Genomic DNA, 19,402 nt, shown 5'->3' on the forward strand with positions numbered 1-19,402 from the left:
CTACCTAATGAGATCGTTCGGTTTCGGGGCGGGTGCACGTCGCCGTGTCGACGCCTGCAACGAACGACGAGGGGGACGTGGCGATGAACAGTGACGCGCTGGAGACGCAACTGAAGCAGTTCGGCCTCTCCGAGAAGGAGATCAAGACCTACCTGACGATCCTCGAAAACGGGGAAGCCAAAGCGAGTACGATCGCCGACGACACCGGCGTCTCGAAACGCTACGTCTACAGCATCTGTGAGAAACTCGAAGAACGTGGCTTCGTCGAGGTCGACGACCACGTCGTGCCGACGAAGATCCGCGCGAAACACCCTGAAGACGTGATCGAATTGCTGTCTGGCCGACTCGAAGAGATCGGCCCGGCACTGAAACAGCGCTTCTCCGAGACTTCCTCGCGGCCCCAGCGCTTCGACGTGATCAAGTCGCGCGTGACAGTCATCAAGCGCTTGCGGGAGTACATCAACAGCGCCGAACAGGAACTGATGGTCGCGGTCCCGCAGGGGTATCTCCCCGAAGTAGCCGCGGAACTCTCCACTGCTGTCGAGCGAGGCGTGATGGTGCTGCTGCTGGTCAGCGACGTCGACGATCCCGAAGCCGTTCTCGACGGGGTCGAGAGTCCGGTCGGTAGCGTCGTCCGCGTCTGGAATCAGGGAATGCCGATCCTGCTGGCCGCCGACGAACAGTTAGGCATCGCCTCGCCGGCGGAGATGGTCACGCGGGCAAACAGCGACGATCGGGCGATCGCGCTCGTTCAGGGCCAGATCGTCCCGATCATCGCCGGCTCGTTCCTCGCGAACTACTGGCCGTTCGCCGAGGAGCTGTACATCACCGACCCGGTCGAGCTCCCCCAGAGTTATCGGAGTTTCCGCCACGCCGTCCTGCAGGCGACGCTGCACGACCACGCCGAGGCGACGATCCACGCTCGGGCGACCGCCCAGCCAGTGACCGCCGACGGCGAGTTCGAGACCATCCAGGGGACGATCGTCGAGACGCGACAGGGGCTTGTCGAGCCGCGGACGAACACGATCCCGATCGAACATACGCTCGTCGTCGAGACCGAGGATCGGACCATCTCGATCGGCGGTCCCGACTCGTTCCTCGAAGACTACGAGGCCCGGAAGGTAACTCTCGAACACGAGGAGTAACGTCACCCTCGAACGCGATGAGTAAACGCTAAGCCGGCGGCCCTCTCGGTACTGGTGTGGCCACCTACGTAGACGGCGAGACCGAACTTCCGGTCTCGGAGGTCCTCCCCGAGTTCGCAGACGCTTTCCCCTTCGAGCGGTTCAACCGGATGCAGACCGAGACGCTGCCGGCGCTGCTCGACAGCGACGACAACGTCGTCGTCAGCGCGCCGACCGCCAGCGGCAAGACCGCCGTCGCCGAGGTGGCGATCTGCAAGACCCTCCAGGAGGACGGGACCGCGCTCTTTCTGGCTCCCCTGCGCGCGCTCACCAACGAGAAAGAACGCGAGTGGGAACGCTTCGAGGAGTTGGGATATTCGGTGTACGTCGTCACCGGCGAGCGCGACCTCAACCCGCGCCGGGCCGAACGCGCCGACGTCCTCGTGATGACGCCCGAGAAAGCCGACTCTGCCACTCGAAAGCACGATACGGCTCGCTATTCGTTCGTCACTGACGTCGACTGCTGTGTCATCGACGAGGTCCACCTGCTGGATTCCGATCGCCGCGGTTCGGTGCTCGAAGTGACGATTTCGCGGCTCCGCCGGCTCTGTGACCCGCGCGTCGTCGCGCTGTCGGCGACGATGCCCAACATCGACGACGTCGCCGAGTGGCTCGACGCTACCCCGGAGACGACCTTCGAGTTCGGCGAGGAGTATCGACCAGTCCCGCTCAATGCCGACGTCAAGACCTACTCCCACGGCGAGAACGCCTTCGCCGACAAGTATCGACGCCTGTATCGAGCGATGGATCTGGTCGAACCGCACCTCAACGAGGAGGGACAGGCACTCGTGTTCGTCTCCTCGCGACAGGACACCGTCCAGGCCGCAAAGAAGGCACGCGACGAACTTACCGAGCGCGACATCCCGATGGGCGCACGCGGGGACTACGACTTTCACAACGACGCCGCCGAGTTGAGCAACGACACCCTCCGCCAGTCGGTGCTGGACGGGGTCGCGTTCCACCACGCCGGCCTCTCCCGCGAGGACAAGAACCGCGTCGAGGCCTGGTTCCGCGAGGGGAAGATCCAACTCCTGTTCTCGACCTCGACGCTGGCCTGGGGTGTCAACCTCCCCGCGCGGTGTGTCGTCATCCGGGACACGAAGTACCACGACCCGCTCGAAGGCGAGGTCGACATGAGCCCCCTCGACGTCCTCCAGATGCTCGGACGGGCGGGCCGGCCGGGCTACGACGACACCGGCTACGCCTGGGTGATCTGCGACCGCAGTGACGCCGACAAGTATCGGCGCCTGCTTCGGGACGGCAAGGAGATCGAGTCGCGGCTCGCCGAGGATCTGGAATCCCATCTCAACGCCGAAATCGCGATGGGGACGATCGACGATCTGGACGACGTGCTCTCGTGGCTGGAGACGACCTTCTACCACGTCCGGGCCAAGAGCGCGCCCGAACAGTACGCCGACAGTTCCAATCTCCGTGAACACGCTTCCAGCACGCTCCGGGGGCTCGTCGACCGCGGCTTCGTCGAGATGGCCGACGACCTCACAGTTGCGGCCACGGGACTCGGACAGCTGGCATCGAAGTTCTACCTCAGACTCGACACTGCACGTTCGTTCGCTGATCTGGCCGACGAGTCCGAGGATCTCAGTGAAGACCGGATCCTCCGGACGGTCGCGGCAGCCGGCGCGTTCGACAGCGTCTCGGCGCGCCAGGACGAGCGCGACGCCGTCGACGCCGTCCTGGGCGGCCGGGCGGAATCGCTCGATCCCGGCCCGCGGAAGGTCTACGCGATCTTGCGCTCGGGAATGAACGGAACGGTTCCAAGCGAGTTACAGAGCGACTCGTGGGTCATCCGACAGAACGCCCTGCGACTGCTGGCAGCGCTGCGAGCCTTCCTGGATCGCTTTGCCGACGCCCGCGCCGCGAACCTCGCACGGCGAGTCGAAGCCCGCGTGGACCAGGGGGTCAGTGCCGACGCAGTCGGCCTCACGGCGATCGACGGTGTCGGGTCGGGCCGCGCCCAGACGCTCGCCGCGGCCGGGATCACGACGCCCACGGACGTCCTCGATTCGGGCGTCGACGGACTCGTCTCCGCGGGGTTGGGATCGGGCGTCGCCGAACGAATCGTCGAGAGCGCTCGTGATCTACCACGGGCCGTCGTCGAGTGGGGCGACTTCCCCGACGAGATCGCGCAGGGTCAAAACAGCATGCACGAGATCACAGTCAAAAATCTCGCAGGCGGCGCTCGCGGCGGCGTCCGCGTCACTGTCAACGACGTCGAGATGACTGCGACCGAGTGTTACCTCGGCGAGACGACCCTTCCGGTGGGCGTCTTCGGTGGCGACGCCGAGAAACTCACTTTCGCCGTCGAGGTCTCCTATCCCGAACTGCCGCTGGAACCGGTCGTCGATACCCGAACGGTCGACGTGATCTGAGACGTCGATGGCGACTGCTCGATACCGGCTCGTCGATCGGCCAGAACACCGCGTTGCAGACACTGTATCCGTATTGTGGCAAACAATAACATGGCAAGTATTGTGAAACGCACTCAGAGGGGGTTTTAAAATTTATCGCGCCCTCTGAGGGTGTTTCGGGGTATATTACTTTTGCACCCGTAGCTGTGTAAAAAGACGAGCTATCCGAATTGGCTCGCGTAAAATGGCGCTAACCGTCGACCCGTTATATGGTATCGGGGGTTGTAGAAGGGGGTAGGTGATCCCCGCAATGTCCAGTGCCTCTCCAACTGGGGTCGACCGGCTTCGTGAGTCGGTCGGCGTCGACGCACAGACCCTCCAGGCGACGGTCGCCGCTCCGGTCCGATTCGTCGGATTCTGGGCGGCAGTCCTCCTCCCGTTCGCCTATACACCGCTGCTGTTCACCGATCTCCAGGGATCGACGATGACGGCCTTCCTCGCCCTGCTGGCCGTCCACGTCTGCTCGCTGGTGCTCGGTCAGCAGTACCGGACGTAGTACCGTTCCAGAACCAACTTCTTATAGTGATTATTGTAGGTCTGTTCCGGATCGACCGCCCGGCTGCGGGCGGTCGGACCGGTAAATCGCTACAATAATCACTATTATTCGGCCGCCAGTGTCTCGAACAGCAGCGTCCGTAGCTCCGTCGGCGTCGCAGCGATGCTGTCGACGTCTGCTGGATCGAGCCCGTCGTGGACGCCAGTGTAGCCGAGACACCGGAGGCGTGCGGCTTTCGCGGCCGCTGCGCCCGTCGGCGAGTCCTCGACGGCCACACAGCGTTCGGGAGCCACGCCGAGCTCCGCGACGGCGCGCTCGTAGACGTCGGGTTCGGGTTTGCCCCGCGGGACGTCCTCGGCGCTGACGATCGCGTCGAACGCGCCGTCGAGATCGAACCGATCGAGGACGACGTCGATCCAGGGATGTGGCGAGGAGGTCACGAGTCCGACCGGCGTCCCCTGGGCCTGGAGATCCTCGACCAGATCGTGAAAGCCGTCCATCAGCGCGGCGCGCTCGCCGTAGAGTTCGCGAGCGGTCGCATCGAACACCTCGACGAACCGGTCGCGATCGACCGCGACCGCGTAGTGCTCGTCGAGGTAATCGTAGATCTCGCGGTAGTACATCCCCATGACCTCTTCGGGCTGGACGCCCTGGTCTGGGACCACCTCGGGGAAGATCCGCTCGGCCTCCAGTTCGGGCCAGTAGCGCTCCGAGTCGACGACGACGCCGTCCATGTCGAACAGCACTGCCATTGTCGATCGTAGCGCGAGCGCAGCAAAGTCGCTGACGGTCCGGCGAGGGTTTATATTCGAAGTCGGCCCCAGGCCGTGGCATGACGGAGACGATCGCGGTCAGAGCAGGCGAGTGTACGAGTACCTTCGACGGGAACCGGGTCCGGGCCCACGAACAGCGCGGCCGGATGGTCGTGCTCGTCAAGCCCGACAACACCGTGCTGGTCCACGACGCAGACGGCTATCAACCTGTGGCGTGGCTCACCCGCGCCGAATCGGTCACTATCGACGGCGACCGGATCGAGGCCCGCGACGGCGACCAGCACCTCCGCGTGGAGGTCCACGACGAGTTCGCGAGCGGGCGCTACCCCGCGAGCGCGGCCGGCAAGCCGGTCGGCGAGTGCCCGTCCTGTGCGGCCGCCCTCGTGCGGACCAGCGCCGGCGTGACCTGCACGAACTGCGGCACTCGCTACGGCCTGCCGGGCGACGCCACAGTTCTGGACGAGCAGTGTGACTGTGGCCTCCCGAAGATGCGTGTCGAGCGCGGGAGCGAGTTCCGGGTCTGTCTCGACCGTGATTGCGAGTCGATGGACGCCGCAGTCAAGCGCGCGTTCGACAGGGAGTGGGACTGTCCGAACTGCGACGGTGACCTCCGTATTCTCCGTCGGGGTGGCCTGCTCGCGGGCTGTGAGCACTATCCCGACTGCGATACTGGGTTCGCGCTTCCGGCCGGAACGCTGGCGGGGACCTGTTCGTGTGGGCTGCCGCTGTTCGAGACCGCAGGTGGCACGCGCTGTCTCGACGCGACCTGCGAGTGGCCGCGGGTCGAGGAGACGGCAGCGCCCGGACCGTAGCCCCTTTGCTGGCCCGGGTCCGTGCATCGGTATGAAGCTGACACTGGCGGGTGGGGTCGTTCGCGGGGGTCGCCAGGCCCGCGAGCGTTTCTACGACGCGCGCGGGTACGGTCGAGTTGTCTCTGGCGATCTCGAACTCGCGCCGGTCGAGGCTGCACACATCCTCTCCCGGGGTGACGTCGAGACGATTCGTGACGCCGACTCGGGTGAGCGCCTGGACTTTCGCGGCCTGCTCACGTCCGACGCCGTCTCGGAGATCGATGTCCTCGTCTACAAGGACCTCCGAGATCGCGGGTTCTACCTCTCGCCCGCCCGCGAGGGATGGGTCGCCGATCCCGCAGGTGCGGACTTTCTCGTCTATCCCCGCGGGAACGGCCCCTGGGACGACGAGATCGCCTACCGAGTCCGCGCGATCAGCGAGCGCGAGGACGTCCCGGCGCGAGAACTCGGCGACACAGTCCTCGCAGTCGTCGACGAGGAGTCCTCGATCACCTATCTCGAAAGCGACCGTCCCGAGATCGAGGGGTCGACAGCGTTCGACCTGCCCGAGGGCGTCGCGGCCGACCTTCTCGGGGATCGCGTGCTCGTCTGGGAGCCGCCAGCAGAGTTGTACGAGCAGGCGTTCTACGGCCAGCCGCTGGACGAAGAGAGTGGGACGCCACTTCAGGTGTCGCTGGTCGAGGCAGCCGCGCTGGCCCGCCGTGGCATTCTCGACGTCGACGGTGGCGAACAGGCCGTCATCGAGCGCGGCCGCGAAGTAGAGGGGGATCGGTTCGACCGTCGACTCGCCGTCTATCGTGCGCTTCGCGACCGGAACGTGGTGCCCAAGACCGGGTTCAAATTTGGTGCGGACTTCCGGACCTACGCCGACGTCGAAGACGTCGAGAACCTGGGCCACTCGGAGTTGCTCGTGCGCGTGTTACCCGCAGATCACACGTTCTCGCCGCGTGATCTGGCACTCGACGTCCGACTCGCCCACGGCGTCCGCAAGCGGATGGTCTTCGCGCTGGTCGCCGAGGGCGACATCGAGTGGCTCTCGGTCTCGCGGTTGACGCCGTGACGCTGGCGCGCGAGCGACGATCGTCGGTAACTCACCAACTTTTATGACAGATACGCCGCAATAATAACGTGTCATGAGTCTCAGGGACAGACCACTCGAAACGTCTCGTTTCGGTACGTCGATCGTCTCGGCACTGGTTCGTGCGGCCGGGCTGATACGATCGCACGTCGAGGCCTGGCCGGAGCGATATATCCAGATGCGGACCGACGCCGGACAGTAGCCGTCTTCAGTTTTCGTCGATACGAACCGTCACGACCGGGACCGGCGATTGCCGGACTACCCGTTCTGCGATCGAGCCGATGAGGTAGTGGTCGATTCCGGTCCGGCCGTGGGTCCCCATCACGATGAGGTCGATACCGGCGTCGTCGGCGTAGTCGAGGATCTCGGTGTGCGGGACGCCCGATTCCACGTGGCGCTCGATCGTGACGTCGTCGGGAAGCGCCGCGGCGGCGTCCTCGACGGCTCGCTCGGCCTGCTCGCGCTGGGCGTCTTCCCAGGCGTCCGATCCCAGCCCCATCGTCGGGCCTTCGAATCGATTGCGCGTGTCGACGACCGAGAGCACGTGGACCGTCGCGTCGTACTGCTCGGCGAGTGAGCCAGCGTGCTCGGCAATCGTCGACACGCCGTCGCTGCCGTCTGTGGGCAAGAGGATATGTTTGTACATGTGAGAGGCTTGTGGGGCCAGCCCTTTCAGATCCCGGCTCCGCTGGCCATCAGGAACAGTGCCGTCGAGATGAGCCCGAAGAGCACGGCGACGCCTTTCTGGATCGTGCCGGTGTCGAGCGCGTTCGAGACGTAGGGAGCGATCTGGCCGCCGGTGACCGTCGCGGGGACGGTGAACACGACCATGTTCCAGGGCGTCGAGGCGATGCTCAGCGAGTGGACGCCGCCGACGCCGAACGCACCGAGGATCGTCCCGCCGAAGACGTGCACCAGCGACGCCAGGATGGCCGTCGTCGCGACGATGATGTGGTTGGTTCCGATCGCGACTCGCGTGGGAACGCCGGTGCGGAGCTGGGAGATGATCCCGAGTTCGCCGCTGCCGAAGCCGGCCAGCCCCTGGAAGGTGCCGCCGACGCTGTAGTTGGCGAAGCGTTCGAGATAGCCCGACCACGAGTAGCGGTAGGTGTCCCCGCCGCGGTCGACGCGGGTGACTTCGCCGTCGTCGGTCGCATCGACGCCAGCAGGCCCCAGCTTCCCGTCGTCGTCGGGGAGCTCAGCCGAAGTTCCGCCGTCAGTGGAGACTGCGTCTGTGTCCTCCTCGGGCTCGCCGTGGCCGATGTCGGCTTTGAGCATCAGGTAGCCGGCGGCCAGCAGCGCCGCGCCGAGCGCCGCGTGGAACAGCGGTTCGGGGATGAAAAACGACAGGATCGCGCCGGCGATGACGAACGGGACGCTCCCGGCGACGATCGTCAGGGCGAGTCGGCGATCGACCAGTCCGTACTGGATGAACGCGATCGACGAGCTCGACAGCCCGAATGACTCGCTGATCAGCCCGACTTTGACCAGGGTCTCGGGTTCGAGCGGATGCGCGAGCAGGGGGAAGATGAAGATCAGGAACGGCACGAACAGGGCCGAGCCGCTGATCCCGACCGTGTTGACGATGGTCGCCCCCAGCAGAAAGAAGGGGAACAGCCACCAGTACTCGAGCCAGTAGTCCAGTCCGCCGCTCCCGCCGGTCGGTGCGGCGAGGAGGACCAGCGCGACGAACAGCGCCGGGGCCGCGAAGACGAACACGTGCTGATACTTCAGAAACGACTTCTGGAGACGTTGGGATCGGGTCGCGCTCATCGGTATCAGTGTGTCAGGAGCGTCGTCGGCTGTCGGTGAGGGCACCCACTGCGGGGAGACGAGTCACTGCCAGCGGCCGAGAAACGACGGGCCGACATTCAAGTGAACCCTCCCAGTGCGTGGTGGAAGTCCGAGAACTCGTCGTGGCGCTGCGTGACGTGTCGAATCATGGATTGACCGGCGGATAATGAATCGCTACGTAAAAAATCTGTGAACTCCGTCGAATCACGGGCTGAAATCACACGATGCGCCGGAATCAAACGATCTTTCACAAAATATACTGTCTCGTGAGGGCTGTCCTCTTCGGGGGGATAGACCGTGGGTCACACTGACTGGAGCGTCTCCAGAATCTGTGGCCAGGACTGCTCGGCGGCGTGGGCCGTCCCGCGAGGCGTTCCACCACTGCCCTCGAATCCAGTCAGCGGCGCGTAGGGCGTCGAGATGAGATGCCCCGCATCCTCGAAGACCAGATGCTCGAAGTCGTGGTCGAATTCCGACCGTGCGAGTCGATCGACGGCGATGGCACAGAGTTCCGTGGCGGGCCAGACCCGATCGTCGCGACCGGAGGCCAGCAAGATCGGGCCGTCCGTCCGTTCGACTTCGATCGCGGCCGTCTCGACCGGCTCGTCGTCCAATCCACTCGCGACCGTCTCCCGCGGGATCGGCTTGCCTTCCAGGTGGGGAACAGGGTCGCCGTCTGCGACCCAGCCCGGCTCGCCGCTGGGGGAGTCCCAGGCGACGCCGCTGGCCGCCAGCGCGACGACCCCGCCGACCCAGGCGAAGCGCGATCCCAGCAGGAGCGCGAGTTCGCCGCCGCGGGACCCGCCCATCACGCCGAGCGAATCCGACTGGACGGCGTCGAGGCTCCGGAACCACGCGCCCGCGCGGTCAAAATACGATAGTGGGACGGACCGGTGTTCGTCCGGAATTGCGTCGTGCGCACCGACGTACCGGACCGCGAAGACGGCAAAGCCGTGCGTCGCCAGCGACTGGGCCGTTCGCGTGGGCAGGCGGCCGCCGGACCCATGGAGCAGGAGCACGCCCGGGTGCGGTCCGTCACCGCCAGGCAGGAAGAGCCGGCCGGCGAGGTCGTCGGTGTCGACCGTCCGAGTCGTCACTTCGGGATCGTAGCACTGCCGGGTGATCGTGCGCTCGACTCGGTCGTTCCGGGTCCCGGCAGTCAGATCGACCGCGACGGTCGGCTCGCAGTCGAGGGTCGCGCCGCGAACGTCGGCGTCCGTCGCCATCGACCAGAGCCAGCCCATCGGTTCGGTTCCCTCGTAGGAACCGCTCTCTGGGGCGTCCGCAGACAGGTCCACGACACCTTCACTGTCGGCGAGAAACGTCGCATAGGAGGACCACGCGACGCCGTCGTGATCGACGAGCATCGCCTCGAACCGCACCTCGGCTCCGGGTTCGACACCGGTGATCCGGACGGTGATTGCCTCGTCGTTCGGACTGCGCGAGGGAGCTTCGATCGTCAACGCGCTGGAGTGAGAGTCGTCGCTCACGACGAATCACCGGAGCACGCGCTGGACGTCTTCGAGCGCGTCGCCCTGTGCGGGGTGAGCCGCGGAGACGTCGAACGGGAGCGTCTCGAACCAGCCGACCTCGAACGGCGAGTCCTCGGGGACTCTCGGGTCCGCCTCGCCCTGGGCCGACGCCTCGAAGACGACGTGGACGGTCTCGGTGTGTGGCGTCTCGGATCGCTCGGTCGTGTGCTCGATCTCGCGCACGCGGGCGGGTCTGTCGAGGGAGACCTCGACCCCGGTCTCGTCTGCGACCGCGTGCCGCCCAGCAGCGCGCCACGACTCGCCTGCGTCGACGGTGGCGTTTGGCAGGAGTGCGATAGATCGCTCGTGATCGACCAGCAGCAGCGCCTCGCCGCGTTCGTTCGTGACGCCGACGATCACTCGGCCGGCAGCGTCGGCCTCACAGTGGTCGGCGTCCTCGTGGACGTACGTCCGCTGGTCGGTCTCGACGCCCGCACGGTCGGCAACTGCCTGTGGATCGAACTCGCTCTCTGCACTCGTGGTCGACGGAATGGATTCTGAATCTGTCATGTGGGTGTAGCAGGGGCTGTTCGGCGAACGGTCCAGCAGGGCTCGAACGGCCGAGAGATCGCACTGCTCTCGGTATCAGTATACAGATGCGACTCACGGAAAAGAATTACTATTTCGATTAACTTTACTCTTCACTTACTATTTCGAACGCCTCGTATTTAGATCTTTTCCCGCTCATCGATCGAACTGCGTCTCGCCCGGACCCGGAAGGCATAAGGGTTCCATCGTGTATTCTGCGCACATGGCGTCCACTTCCACGGACTGCTGGCGCTGGCGACGGTCGGAAGTGGACAGTCTCGCGGCCGTCGTCCGGCGGGCCTAACCCGCCGGCGAGGCCGACGATGCTCCCTCCGCTTTCTCGGCCCGCTCGTTTGAAGACCACACGACACCACAGCAGACACAATGACAGACACCACCGACGACGACCCACCGGACGAACCGACCGACGACCGGACAAGAGACACGCGGCTCCGCGCTGACGGTGCCGGCGCAGCGGGGGCCGACGACGTCGCGCTCGATCCGTGGGGCTCGGCCACCGTCGAGGACTACCGCAAGCTCTTCGAGCAGTTCGGCATCGAGTCCTTCGACGAAATCTTGCCCGAGGTGCCGAACCCCCACTACCTGATGCGCCGCGGCGTCATCTTCGGGCATCGGGACTACCGCCCGGTCGCCGAGGCGATGCGCGAGGGCGAAGACTTCGCCGTCCTCTCGGGGTTCATGCCGACGGGCGACCCCCACATCGGCCACAAGATGGTCTTCGACGAGATCGTCTGGCACCAGCAGCAGGGCGGGGACGCCTACGGGCTGATCGCCGACCTGGAAGCCCACGCCGCCCGCGAACTCTCCTGGGAGACGATCGACGAACACGCCCGCAGCTACATCCTCTCGCTGCTCGCGCTCGGATTCGATCCCGAGGAGGGCGAACTCTACCGCCAGTCGGACAACCGCGAGGTCCAGGATCTGGGCTTCGAACTGGGCGCGAAAGCCAACTTCTCCGAGTTGCAGGCGATCTACGACTTCGACGGCGAGACAGACGTCAGCCACATGCAGAGCGTGGTTACACAGATGGCCGACATCCTCTATCCCCAACTCGAGGAACCCAAACCCACGGTGATTCCGGTCGGTCCCGACCAGGACCCGCACATGCGGCTGGCGCGGGATCTGGCCGCGCGGATGCGCTACTTCAAGGTGACCGAGGCGTTCGCGAGTTTCGAGGTCGATCCCGATCAGCGTTCGATCATCGCCGAGGCCTACGAGACCCTCAGCCAGCGCCATCCCGACGAGACCGTCCGCTGTGAGGACGCCGCGCGCTACCTCGAAAACGAGCGCGATCCGGACGCGACCGACCTCAACGCCACCCGGACGGACTCGGCCATCATGATGCTCAAAGAAGCCGGCAAGGAGCCACTGCGACCCCGAACCCGGTTCCTCGATCGCAACGCCACCGACGAGGCCTTCGAGGCGCTGATCGAGGCTATCGACGGCGAGAAACGCGTCTACGAGGCCCACATCGACGCCTTCGACCTCGATCGGGAGGCGGCCGAAGAACTCGCCCGCGAGGTCGAGATCGACCACGGCGGCTACGGCTTTCTCGCTCCCTCCTCGATCTATCACCGGTTCATGACCGGCTTGACTGGGGGCAAGATGTCCTCGTCGATCCCCGCGAGTCACATCTCACTGCTGGACGACCCCGAAGAGGGCTACGACAAGGTCAAGGCCGCGACGACGGGGGGCCGCGAGACCGCCGAGGAACAGCGCGAACTCGGCGGCCGGGCCGACGAGTGTCCGGTCTACGAACTCTACGCCTACCTGTTGTCGGGCGACGACGACGAGTTCGCGACCGAGGTCTACGAGGAGTGTGTCGGCGGCGAGCGTCTCTGCGGTGGGTGCAAGGAGCAGGCCGCGGAGTTGATGGAGGAGTTCCTCGAAGAACACCAGGAGAAACGCGCGGAGTGGGAGGAGAAGCTGGACGAACTGGATATCGACTTCGACAGCGACCGCAAGCGGGCGTGAATAGGCTTTCAACCCGCTCATAGTGACCGTTGTAAGTCTGTTCCGGATCGACCGCACGCCTTCGTGCGGTCGTACCGGTAAATCGTTACAACGGTCACTATCAGACGTCGCTATCGACCGAGACCACGGACATGTCGAAGGCACAACGAATCGTCCCGTCCGGCAGCACGACCGTCAGTGCAGCCCCTCTCGGAAACCTTCGTAGAGGAGATACAGGATGCCACTCCCACACAGCAGGGCAGTGACGATTCCAACCAGGCCCACGAGGACGTTGCCGTCTGTTAGTTGTTCCGTCATCCCGACGCCGAAGAAGCCCAGCGTAGCCAGTAACAGCCCATATATCAGTCGCTCCAGAGAAGAGGCCAGACGGTCTGATGGTGATTCAGTCATATGTTGCTCTTTGAATATCTTCTGAATTTACGGTTATTTATAGATTGGGAATCCGTCCATCCACCGCAAAGAGCGTCGGGGGTGGACAGTATAACTCGACGAGTCGGACGGCACCTTCGACAGCGATCGCGAGCGAACCTGCGTCTTCGAAAGGACGACTACACTTCGAGTGCGCCCGCGAGCACTTCTACCACGACTTCGGCCGCGAGTTCCCCACCGTCTTCGACGGCGATCTCCATCGCCTCGCTCCCGCTGTCGACTACCACCGTCGCGGCGTCACCGCCCGTCTCGGCCGCCACGGCCAGTGTCTCGCCGCCGGTTTCGATAATCGCGTCAGCGTCGGCGGCGTCGACACCGACGCTGTCGGGCAGAACTGTTGCGTCGACGTCGAGTGCGCCCGTCTCGGGGAGTGAGACGTCTTCGAGTGCCGCTTCGATCCTGTCGGTGTTCGGTCGTGCGTCCGCGAAGAGGTCGCCGATCCCGCTGGCGAGGTCAGCGTACGCTGTGGGATCGAGAACGGTGTAGTCGGGGACTGTCGCCACGTCGAGGAGGGTCTCGGCGACGCGGTCGCGGCGTCGTTTCTTTCGATCGTCTGTCATGGGCGAGTCGTCAAGATCAGCTGACAAATACGTTGCGATCAGTACGTCTCCTCGACTGCGACAGTGACGCTCGTGCCGTCGGATTCGACGACGACCTGGGTGGTCCCGTCGTCGTCGATGGCTCGGATCGTCAGCGGGTCGACCGTCGCCGTGTCACCAGCGTCCGGAATCGCACTCGTCCCGACGACGTCACCGTCACGGGTGACGCGCAGTTCGAACTCCTCCTGCGTGGGGACGACCGTCACGCGGTGGTCGTCGATGTGCACGTCGGCCCGGACGGGGTCGCTCGTGAACGAGCGGGTGCGCTCGCCGTCGTGTATCAGATCGACGGCGTAGGCACTGGCGTTGCCCGTGACTTCCCACCCTGTGCGCTCGGCGCGGACGGTCTCGCGCCAGCCCAGGCCGCCGACCTGGACCTCTCCCTCGCCGTCGAAGGCGATGCTGTCCTTGCGCTCGCCGATCGTCCACATACTCCGGGAATCGCTGGCGACCAGTAGCCCGTCGTAGGTCTGGTTGAGACTCGACGTGTTGAGATCGAGCATCAGCAACTCCTGGCCGCCGGTGACGTTCTCGGCGTAGGTGACGACGTAGTCTCCCACTTCGATCTCGTTGGTCTCGGTGATCGAGTCGGTGTCGACGGCGACCGGCCCGTAGAGGATCCCGGGTAACAGCAGGAGGATCGCGACCGTCCCGAGTCCGAGAAACGCGGTTCTGCGGCGGGTCGCCCACCGACTGTCCTCACCACGAAGGGCAGTCGGCAGCGCCGGCAGCGCCAGTGCGACGACCGCGAGCACGAGTAGCGCGGCGAACGGAGCGAACCCGCTGAGTTCGGGCACTGCGCCCGAGAGCGCGGCCAGGAACCACAGCGTCGTGAGGGCGAACGGGATCGCCAATAGTGCGACCGCGAGGATCGCGATCGAGCGCGAGATCGAGCGATCGCTGCCCGTGGCGGCGATCGTCACCAGCCCCGTCAGCAGGACGACGAAGATCACGCCCGCGCCGCGATAGAGGTAGAAGACGTCCTGCCCACCGGGCCAGACCAGCAGCCACAGCGACAGCGCCAGCCCGAACGCCAGCGTCGCGAAGAAGACCTCGAGGGGCGCGAGGTCCTTCTGGCGCGACCAGAGCAGTCCGACGGCGAGCAGGACACCGACGACGAATCCCAGCATGTGTGCCTGGAAGGCGATCCCGGCCCACGACGGCGGTGCGGGCGGTCCCACGGAGATCGTTCCTCGAACGACTGGGTCGGCCAGCGCCTGATACAGCGTCGAGAGCGCGCTGGATGCGACGACCGCCGCGATGGCCGCTCGCGGTTTCGTCACGATAGCGAAGCCCGCGATCCCGAAGACTGCGCCCGAAAAGCCCAGGCCGGGACCGAGCGAGAAGATGCCTGTCAGGAGCGCGACGGCGAACATCGCGCCCGTGACGAGCGCGATTCGGGCGCCCGGCCGGGAGAAGCGACTCTCCTCGGGAGCCAGCAGCGAGTCCTGAATGGTGTGGCCCCGGCGCTGTGGGTAGTGGCCCCAGGCGTACTCGGCGACGACCCCGAACGCCAGCGTCCCGGTCATGTTGCCGAGCAGGTGGGCGGGCGAGCCGTGGGCGAACCCGGAGGTCAGCACGCCGACGGGGTAGAACCACGACCACGAGACGAACGGCAGCGTCAGGGGCTCGTTCCAGCTGGTCAGGCCGTGCTGGGCCAGCAAGTAGAACGCAGTCACGAGCGCGACCGCCACCAGCGTCCCCCAGGGGACGCCGTAGACGAACCGGTCGTCGGTGAGCGCGCGCCAGCGTTCACTGCCGCCGTTGGTCCAGACGAGCCAGCCGACACCTGCCAGGAGGGCAGCGAGGACCACCGCTGTGAGTGCGACCATTACGTTCTAGCGACGCCAGAGCGCCCATCAATCATTCGGTCCCGGCGACTCCACAATGCTTATTGAGACGGTGTGGCAAGGCAGGGGTATGCCAGCCGAACCCCACTGCAGGCGTCTCGTTGGCCAGCCGACCGACAGCGCAGGGTTCGGTTTCTTTTTCGGGGCCTGCGGGCGGTGAACTCGGGGCTCGGCGCTGACGCGCCGCCCCGACGAAACCGTCCCGTCGTCGGCCCCGTGTTCGCGTCCAGTGGCGTGAGCACGAGTGATCGTGACCGCTGTACCGATGGACCGGGACGACCGCACAGACGTACGGTCGATCCAGCACAGGCGGACGGCAGTCACTATGAGAACCGTTAACTGACGAACCCGCGGTATATCCACCAACGAACCGATGCAACTCCCAGAAACGCAGGTCGCGGTCCTCGAAGCCGCGAGTGCTGAGGATCCACGCACAGTCGAATCGCTCGCCGACGAGATCGGCGAAAAACCCGAGACGGTCACCCGGGCCGCCTTCGAACTCGAAGACGAGGGGCTGGTCGAGGTGCTCGAGACGACCGACGAGCACGTCTCGCTGACCGACGAGGCTCGGACCTATCTCGACGACGGGCTCCCTGAAGTTCGCCTCTACCGGGCGGCCGTCGAGGCCGGTGCGGACGACGCGCCCGTCCAGATGGGGCAGGTCATCGGCGCGTCGGGTCTCGAAGGCGGCGCAGTCGACATCGCGCTGTCGAACTTCGCCCGGAAGGGCTACGGCGAGATCGCCAGCGGCGAGATCACCGCGAGTCCGGCGGCCGGTCCCGACGACGACCCGGAGGCCGCGGCGCTTGCAGCACTCGACGCTGGCGAGAGTGCCGACGGGAGCGTCCTCGACCAGCTCGAACGCCGGGAGCTGATCGAGCGCTCCGAGAGTACGGTCAGGTCTGTCCAGCTGACCGACGAGGGCGTGACCGCACTGATGGAGGGCGTCGAAGCCGCCCAGGAGGTCGGCCAGCTCACATCGGAGATGCTCACCAGCGGGGCGTGGCGCGACGCCGAGTTCAGCGAGTACAACGTCGCGGCCGACGCCGAGACCATCGACGGCGGGAAAGACCACCCGCTGCGGGCGATGGCAGAACGCGTCAAAGACGTGCTGGTCGGGATGGGCTTCGAGGAGATGGAAGGCCCCCACGCCGACGCGGAGTTCTGGATCAACGACTGTCTGTTCATGCCCCAGGACCACCCCGCGCGCACGCACTGGGACCAGTTCGCGCTGGAGGTCCCGCCGATGCGCGACCTGCCCGACGACGTCCGCGAGCGCGTCGAGACCGCCCATCGTGAGGGTGTCGGCGCGGACGGCGAGGGGTATCACTCCCCCTGGGGCGAGGAGATGGCCCGCCAGATCGACCTCCGGGGCCACACCACGTCGCTGTCGGCCCGCCACCTCGCGGGCGTCGCGAAAGGCGATCTGGAGCCGCCCCAGCGGTTCTTCTCGATCGAGAAGGCCTACCGCAACGACGAGATCGATTCGACGCACCTGCTGGAGTTCTTCCAGATCGAGGGCTGGGTCATGGCCGAGGATCTCTCGGTTCGGGATCTGATGGGCACCTTTACCGAGTTTTACGAGCAGTTCGGGATCACCGACCTGCGATTCAAGCCCACCTATAATCCCTACACTGAACCCTCGTTCGAGCTGTTCGGCGAGCACCCCGTCACGGGCGAAGTGGTCGAGATCGGTAACTCGGGGATCTTCCGGCCGGAGATGCTCGAACCCCTCGACGTGGACTGTGACGTGATGGCCTGGGGTCTGGCCCTCGAACGGTTGATGATGCTCGTCACTGGTGCGGAAGACATCCGGGACGTCCACGGGACGCTCGTGGATCTGGAGTACCTGCGCGAAGAGGAGGTGCGTTACTGATGCCGACTGTCGATATCGCTACCGACGAACTGCGAGAACTGACCGGCTACACGGACACGACCGACGAGGAGTTCAAGACCGAACTGTTCGACCTCGGCCTCGAGTTCGAAGGCGAGACCGAGGACGGCGAGTTGCAGTTCGAGTTCGAGCCCGACCGATTGGATCGGCTCTCCGTCGAGGGCGTCGCGCGGTCGCTGCGGTACGACCGCGGGGACAGCCGGGGCGTCCACGTCCCGGACACGAACAGTGCCGACTGGACGATCGAAGTCGAAGACGTGCCCGAAGAACGGCCCTACGTCACGGGCGCGATCGTTCGCGGGCTGGACCTCTCGGAGTCGGCGTTCGACTCGCTGATCCAGCTCCAGGAGAAGCTCCATGCGACGATGGGGCGCAAGCGCGCGAAGGGCGCGATCGGCGTTCACGATCTGACGATGTTGAAAGGTGAGGCTGCGGTGGATGGCAAAGGGAAGTCCATTCGCTACACGGGCGTCGACCCCGAGGAGGCGACGTTCGTGCCGCTGGAGAGTGACGCCGAGATGACGCCCGCCGAGGTCATCGCCGAGCACCATATCGGCCAGGAGTACGCCCATCTCGTCGAAGACATGGATCGCGTGCCGGCGATCTACGACTCGATCGGGCTGTTCTCGTTCCCGCCAGTCATCAACGGCAAGCGCACGGAGGTCACGACGAACTCCCGGGACCTCTTCATCGAGATGACCGGCACCGACCAGTGGACGATCGACCACATGCTCAACATCGTCTGCTACGCGCTCGCTGCTCGCGGCGGAACCATCGAGGACGTCAACGTCGAGTACGAAACCGCCCCCGAGGAGTACCCCGCCGACCTCGTGCGGCCGGACTTCTCGACGAAGACCAAGACGGTGGTCCACGACCGTATCGAGACGGCGCTCGGGATCGAGCTTTCGGAGGAGGAGGTGCTCGACCTCCTCGAACGCTCCGGGCTGGAAGGTGTCTCTACCGACGTCGACGGCGAAGCCGGCTACGAGGTGACGATCCCGCCCTACCGCGTGGACGTCCTCCATCCCGTCGATGTGATCGACGACGTGGGTCGGGCCTACGGCTTCAACGATCTCGAACCGCGGTATCCCGACGTGGGGACGATCGGCGGGCGACACGAGCGCTCGCGGCTGGCGCGTGCGGTCCGGCAGTCGCTCGTCGGGCTCGGGTTCCAGGATCTGTTGAACTTCCACATGACCGACGCGGCCCAGGTCGGCGACCGAATGAATCTCGGGGATTCAGAGAGTGTGCTGGGTTCCCAGGAGCCCGTTCGGATCACGAATCCCTACAGCGAGGACTACACCATCGCGAGGTCGTGGCTGCTGCCCTCGATCATGCAGGTGCTGGAGAACAACACCCATCGGAGCTACCCGCAGGATCTCTCGGAGGTCGGCTGGGTCGCTCATCGCGACGACGAGCAGAACACGCGGGTCGCAGAAGCGAGGCACGTCGCTGGTGTGCTCGCGCGTCACGGCGTCTCCTACGAAGACGGGAAGGCGAGGCTGCAGGCGCTGGTCGACGATTACGACGCCGAGCTGGAGACGCCGCCGACCGAGCACCCCTCCTTTATTTCGGGTCGGGTGGCCGAGGTCGTGATCGACGGTGACAGCGTGGGTGTGCTCGGTGAGATTCACCCCGAAGTGCTGGTGGAGCACGATCTTGAGTTGCCCGTGGTCGCGTTCGAATTCGATCTCGACGCGCTTCGCTGATCTCGTCGCAGTACTTCTTTCGGACCGCGTCTCTGCTGCTGAGATCTCTGCCTTCGGAACGCCTTCGACTCGCTAGCTATAGTAGCCATTGAAAGTCAATGCACACACGATCGCACGACAACAGTGCGATCGGTGTGTAAATCGTTTCAATTGTTACTATAGAAACCGGAGACAGCACCGTCAGCAACGACTCAGGAAAGCCCTCGACTCGCTCGGGGTCGCTGTGCAGGATATCTTCGTTCGTTTCACTCACTCCACGGGTCGCTTCGCTCCCCGTTCCGTATCGAGGGCTCCCTCCGG

Annotated in this window: 17 protein-coding genes; 9 read left to right on the plus strand and 8 right to left on the minus strand. The window is 65.3% G+C overall.

Annotated features, from left to right (window positions below; all coding sequences use genetic code 11):
* Window positions 1-83: 83 nt before the first annotated feature.
* The 3 genes from DV733_RS08775 to DV733_RS08785 all read left to right on the plus strand — a co-directional run bounded on the left by DV733_RS08775 (window position 84) and on the right by DV733_RS08785 (window position 4,109).
* The gene (locus DV733_RS08775; RefSeq protein WP_049995355.1) at window positions 84-1,145 is read left to right on the plus strand and encodes a TrmB family transcriptional regulator; all 1,062 of its coding nucleotides are present in this window, start codon (window positions 84-86) and stop codon (window positions 1,143-1,145) included.
* A 56-nt stretch (window positions 1,146-1,201) separates the two neighbouring features.
* Window positions 1,202-3,574 carry a DEAD/DEAH box helicase gene (locus tag DV733_RS08780; RefSeq protein ID WP_049995049.1) on the plus strand — a complete coding sequence of 791 codons (2,373 nt, stop codon included), beginning with the start codon at window positions 1,202-1,204 and terminating at the stop codon, window positions 3,572-3,574.
* 289 nt (window positions 3,575-3,863) lie between these two features.
* Window positions 3,864-4,109, plus strand: a complete 246-nt coding sequence (locus DV733_RS08785; protein WP_049995048.1) for a hypothetical protein — start codon at window positions 3,864-3,866, stop codon at window positions 4,107-4,109.
* Window positions 4,110-4,213: 104 nt separating this feature from the next.
* On the opposite strand, the gene DV733_RS08790 is transcribed toward DV733_RS08785, so the two are convergent.
* Window positions 4,214-4,861 (minus strand): HAD family hydrolase, encoded by a 648-nt coding sequence (locus DV733_RS08790; RefSeq protein WP_049995047.1) that lies wholly within the window; start codon window positions 4,859-4,861, stop codon window positions 4,214-4,216.
* A gap of 80 nt (window positions 4,862-4,941) precedes the next feature.
* Between DV733_RS08790 and DV733_RS08795 the strand changes: the two genes are divergently transcribed.
* The 3 genes from DV733_RS08795 (at window position 4,942) to DV733_RS17100 (ending at window position 6,974) form a co-directional block, all read left to right on the plus strand.
* A complete protein-coding gene (locus DV733_RS08795) occupies window positions 4,942-5,694 on the plus strand; it encodes an endonuclease NucS domain-containing protein (protein WP_049995046.1) in 753 nt (250 codons plus the stop codon).
* Between the two features lie 31 nt (window positions 5,695-5,725).
* The gene (gene endA, locus DV733_RS08800) at window positions 5,726-6,754 is read left to right on the plus strand and encodes a tRNA-intron lyase (protein ID WP_049995045.1); all 1,029 of its coding nucleotides are present in this window, start codon (window positions 5,726-5,728) and stop codon (window positions 6,752-6,754) included.
* A gap of 73 nt (window positions 6,755-6,827) precedes the next feature.
* Window positions 6,828-6,974 (plus strand): hypothetical protein, encoded by a 147-nt coding sequence (locus DV733_RS17100; RefSeq protein WP_154019540.1) that lies wholly within the window; start codon window positions 6,828-6,830, stop codon window positions 6,972-6,974.
* A 6-nt stretch (window positions 6,975-6,980) separates the two neighbouring features.
* Here DV733_RS17100 and DV733_RS08805 read toward each other — a convergent pair whose 3' ends face one another.
* The 4 genes from DV733_RS08805 to DV733_RS08820 form a co-directional block, all read right to left on the minus strand.
* Window positions 6,981-7,418: a universal stress protein gene (locus tag DV733_RS08805; RefSeq protein ID WP_049995044.1), complete on the minus strand. Its 438-nt coding sequence runs from the start codon at window positions 7,416-7,418 to the stop codon at window positions 6,981-6,983.
* Window positions 7,419-7,444: 26 nt separating this feature from the next.
* A complete protein-coding gene (locus DV733_RS08810; RefSeq protein ID WP_049995043.1) occupies window positions 7,445-8,545 on the minus strand; it encodes a sulfite exporter TauE/SafE family protein in 1,101 nt (366 codons plus the stop codon).
* A gap of 323 nt (window positions 8,546-8,868) precedes the next feature.
* Window positions 8,869-10,056: an acyl-CoA thioesterase/BAAT N-terminal domain-containing protein gene (locus DV733_RS08815; RefSeq protein ID WP_049995042.1), complete on the minus strand. Its 1,188-nt coding sequence runs from the start codon at window positions 10,054-10,056 to the stop codon at window positions 8,869-8,871.
* A gap of 6 nt (window positions 10,057-10,062) precedes the next feature.
* Window positions 10,063-10,608, minus strand: coding sequence for an NUDIX hydrolase (locus tag DV733_RS08820; RefSeq protein WP_049995041.1), 546 nt, complete (start codon window positions 10,606-10,608; stop codon window positions 10,063-10,065).
* A gap of 402 nt (window positions 10,609-11,010) precedes the next feature.
* On the opposite strand from DV733_RS08820, the gene DV733_RS08825 reads away from it, so the two are divergent.
* Window positions 11,011-12,621, plus strand: coding sequence for a tryptophan--tRNA ligase (locus DV733_RS08825; protein WP_049995040.1), 1,611 nt, complete (start codon window positions 11,011-11,013; stop codon window positions 12,619-12,621).
* Between the two features lie 174 nt (window positions 12,622-12,795).
* On the opposite strand, the gene DV733_RS08830 is transcribed toward DV733_RS08825, so the two are convergent.
* The 3 genes from DV733_RS08830 to DV733_RS08840 form a co-directional block, all read right to left on the minus strand.
* Complete coding sequence (locus DV733_RS08830; RefSeq protein ID WP_136342310.1) at window positions 12,796-13,011, minus strand: hypothetical protein; 216 nt, start codon at window positions 13,009-13,011, stop codon at window positions 12,796-12,798.
* 158 nt (window positions 13,012-13,169) lie between these two features.
* Window positions 13,170-13,610 carry a hypothetical protein gene (locus DV733_RS08835; protein WP_049995039.1) on the minus strand — a complete coding sequence of 147 codons (441 nt, stop codon included), beginning with the start codon at window positions 13,608-13,610 and terminating at the stop codon, window positions 13,170-13,172.
* Window positions 13,611-13,648: 38 nt separating this feature from the next.
* Window positions 13,649-15,481, minus strand: coding sequence for a rhomboid family intramembrane serine protease (locus DV733_RS08840; protein ID WP_049995038.1), 1,833 nt, complete (start codon window positions 15,479-15,481; stop codon window positions 13,649-13,651).
* Window positions 15,482-15,872: 391 nt separating this feature from the next.
* Here DV733_RS08840 and pheS point away from each other — a divergent pair, with 391 nt between their 5' ends.
* Window positions 15,873-17,375 (plus strand): phenylalanine--tRNA ligase subunit alpha, encoded by a 1,503-nt coding sequence (pheS, locus tag DV733_RS08845; protein WP_049995037.1) that lies wholly within the window; start codon window positions 15,873-15,875, stop codon window positions 17,373-17,375.
* Entirely contained in the window at window positions 17,375-19,102 is a 1,728-nt protein-coding gene (pheT, locus tag DV733_RS08850; protein WP_049995036.1) for a phenylalanine--tRNA ligase subunit beta, read from the plus strand. Before pheS ends, pheT begins: the two co-directional genes overlap by 1 nt.
* The last annotated feature ends 300 nt before the right edge of the window (window positions 19,103-19,402 follow it).

The organism is Halapricum salinum, from assembly GCF_004799665.1.
GTDB classification, from domain to species: Archaea; Halobacteriota; Halobacteria; order Halobacteriales; family Haloarculaceae; genus Halapricum; species Halapricum salinum.

Coding starts and splice junctions, on each gene's coding strand:
- DV733_RS08775 (WP_049995355.1), top strand. CDS start 84: ATGAACAGTGACGCGCTGGAGACGCAACTGAAGCAGTTCGGCCTCTCC.
- DV733_RS08785 (WP_049995048.1), top strand. CDS start 3,864: ATGTCCAGTGCCTCTCCAACTGGGGTCGACCGGCTTCGTGAGTCGGTC.
- DV733_RS08790 (WP_049995047.1), bottom strand. CDS start 4,861: ATGGCAGTGCTGTTCGACATGGACGGCGTCGTCGTCGACTCGGAGCGC.
- DV733_RS08795 (WP_049995046.1), top strand. CDS start 4,942: ATGACGGAGACGATCGCGGTCAGAGCAGGCGAGTGTACGAGTACCTTC.
- endA (WP_049995045.1), top strand. CDS start 5,726: ATGAAGCTGACACTGGCGGGTGGGGTCGTTCGCGGGGGTCGCCAGGCC.
- DV733_RS17100 (WP_154019540.1), top strand. CDS start 6,828: ATGAGTCTCAGGGACAGACCACTCGAAACGTCTCGTTTCGGTACGTCG.
- DV733_RS08805 (WP_049995044.1), bottom strand. CDS start 7,418: ATGTACAAACATATCCTCTTGCCCACAGACGGCAGCGACGGCGTGTCG.
- DV733_RS08810 (WP_049995043.1), bottom strand. CDS start 8,545: ATGAGCGCGACCCGATCCCAACGTCTCCAGAAGTCGTTTCTGAAGTAT.
- DV733_RS08820 (WP_049995041.1), bottom strand. CDS start 10,608: ATGACAGATTCAGAATCCATTCCGTCGACCACGAGTGCAGAGAGCGAG.
- DV733_RS08825 (WP_049995040.1), top strand. CDS start 11,011: ATGACAGACACCACCGACGACGACCCACCGGACGAACCGACCGACGAC.
- DV733_RS08830 (WP_136342310.1), bottom strand. CDS start 13,011: ATGACTGAATCACCATCAGACCGTCTGGCCTCTTCTCTGGAGCGACTG.
- DV733_RS08835 (WP_049995039.1), bottom strand. CDS start 13,610: ATGACAGACGATCGAAAGAAACGACGCCGCGACCGCGTCGCCGAGACC.
- DV733_RS08840 (WP_049995038.1), bottom strand. CDS start 15,481: ATGGTCGCACTCACAGCGGTGGTCCTCGCTGCCCTCCTGGCAGGTGTC.
- pheS (WP_049995037.1), top strand. CDS start 15,873: ATGCAACTCCCAGAAACGCAGGTCGCGGTCCTCGAAGCCGCGAGTGCT.
- pheT (WP_049995036.1), top strand. CDS start 17,375: ATGCCGACTGTCGATATCGCTACCGACGAACTGCGAGAACTGACCGGC.